Origin of the sequence: Salinivibrio sp. IB868 (genome assembly GCF_001995655.1) — a bacterium.
Lineage (GTDB): Bacteria > Pseudomonadota > Gammaproteobacteria > Enterobacterales > Vibrionaceae > Salinivibrio > Salinivibrio siamensis.
Genome location: NZ_MUEW01000026.1, coordinates 1 through 2,219, shown reverse-complemented (window position 1 = coordinate 2,219; position 2,219 = coordinate 1). Strand labels below are relative to the sequence as shown.

Annotated in this window: 3 protein-coding genes; all 3 read right to left on the bottom strand. The window is 40.5% G+C overall.

Features of this window, described 5'->3' with window-relative positions; all coding sequences use genetic code 11:
* A partial coding sequence (locus tag BZG20_RS15820) for a hypothetical protein (protein ID WP_077579604.1) occupies nt 1–696 on the bottom strand: 696 nt, incomplete at its 3' end.
* Nucleotides 697–752: 56 nt separating this feature from the next.
* On the bottom strand, nt 753–1,430 hold the full coding sequence (locus BZG20_RS15815; protein ID WP_241829541.1) for a hypothetical protein: 678 nt from the start codon (nt 1,428–1,430) through the stop codon (nt 753–755).
* A gap of 125 nt (nt 1,431–1,555) precedes the next feature.
* Nucleotides 1,556–2,219, bottom strand: a 664-nt coding sequence (locus tag BZG20_RS16035) for a hypothetical protein (protein WP_077579602.1), incomplete at its 5' end; no start/stop codon positions are given.

Genomic DNA, 2,219 nt, shown 5'->3' with positions numbered 1-2,219 from the left:
GTGTTTAGACTGGTCATTCAATCTTTTTATCTTAACGAACTCGATACTTGGAAAAAGTGAGTGTAATTTGGAGAGTAACTCTTGCTTTTGGTCGACTGTCATGGTGTATATATCACCACCGTATGCATGCGCACCTTTCTCGGGGACAGCGAACGATAAGACACCATCGTTCTCTAAATCAAACACAACCGTACGCTCCGAAATCAATATGTAAGAGTGGTTTACATTAGGGCGAAAGTTTGTCATCCCAAACGACATCAGCGCAAACCCACCAGCTCCAACAAAGGCAAGAGGACCGAGCACAAACACGGCAATAATACAGGCCACGATACCCACCCATGAAAACCCACGCACCACCTGATAGGCAACATCGGGGATCATGTCTTTTTCTGTGTAATGAATACCCAGAGGCGTTAAGTGGTAACAGCGATGCTTGTCGGCGAAAAAAAGATACCTTGAGACTAATACCATCATCGTCATGAAAGAAAATAATCCCCAAAACGCGATTGAGTCTATAGTGAGCTCGTCGATTACAAACCATAGAAAGCAAAAAGGGGTTAGCCCTGCAAAAATTGATAGTCCCCAAATTCCAAGGTGGGCAAATTTTCCGCCCCATCCTTTATGCTCCCAATAGTGGACGATTTCCGCCTCATAGAGACTCTTTTTAATAGGATTTATATTCTCTCTATTGCTCATTTTTAAACTCTCACGTCAATGGTGCGTGTCATTAGTTTTCTCCGAATTGAAGTGCGTTATTCGGTCGCGCTCTCTTCCTCCTGGTGATAAACAGGATGTTTAGACTTATCCTTCAATCTTTTTATCTTAACGAATTCGACATTTGGGAAAAGTAAGCGTAATTTGGAGAGTAACTTTTGCTTTTGGTCGAATGTCATAGTGTATATATTACCATAATAAGCATATACACCTTTCGCAGGGACGGCGAATGACAAAACACCATCGTTCTCTAAATCAAACACAACCGTACGCTCCGAAATCAATATGTAAGAGTGGTTTACATTAGGACGAAAATTCGTCATCCCAAACGACATCAGAGCAAAACCACCGGCCCCAACAAACGCAAGAGGACCGAGCATAAACGCGGCAATAATGCAGACCACAATACCCACCCATGCAAAGCCACGTACTACCTGATACGCAACATCGGGGATCATGTCTTTTTCTGTGTAGTGAATACCTAGTGAGGTCAAGTGATAACAGTAGTGTTTATCAGGAGAGAGAAGGTACCTTGACACCAACACCATCATTACCATGAAAAAAAACAACACCCAAAACTCAGGAGTATCAACAGTCAGCTCATCAATGACAGACCAAAGAAAAAGTAGAAATAGCACTGCGAATGAAATAGACCAAATCCAATCTAACAAATTATTATATTTGAAACCGGCTCCTTTATACTCCCAAGAATGCACTATTTTTCACTATAGATTTTTTCTTTTAGAGGCTCTATATGTTTTTTATAGCTCATTCACCTGCTGTAATTTCAATGGTGCGTATCATTATTTTCTCCAATGGAGGTGAATTATTAAAAACAGTCCTATTCGGCAGCGCTCTCTTCTTCCTGCTGATAGATAGAATGTTTATATTGATCATTTGCTCTATTGATTTTGATAACTTCTAAATTAGGGAAAAGAGTATATAAGTGATTTACAACGGTGAGCTTTTCTTCATACGTTTGAGTATATACACGACGTTTATATTCTAGATTTTCTTTCTCTGGAATCGTGAAAGAAAGCACATTGTCGTTGATCAAGTCAAACAGAATAGCACGTTCGTCCATTAATATGTAAGAGTGGTTTACATTTGGACGAAAGTTCGTCATCCCAAACGACATCAGCGCAAACCCACCAGCTCCAACAAACGCAAGAGGACCGAGCACAAACACGGCAATAATACAGACCACAACACCAACCCATGCAAACCCACGTACCACTTGATAGACAACATCGGGGATCATGTCTTTTTCTGTATAATGAACGCCCTGCGAGGTCAAATGATAACAATAGTGTTTATCAGGTGAGAGAAGGTACCTTGACACCAACACCATCATTGCCATGAAAAAAAACAACACCCAAAACTCAGGCGTATCAACAGTCAGCTCGTCAATGACAGACCAAAGAAAAAGTAGAAATAGCACTGCGAATGAAATAGACCAAATCCAATCTAACAAATTATTATATTTGAAACCGGCTCCTTTATAT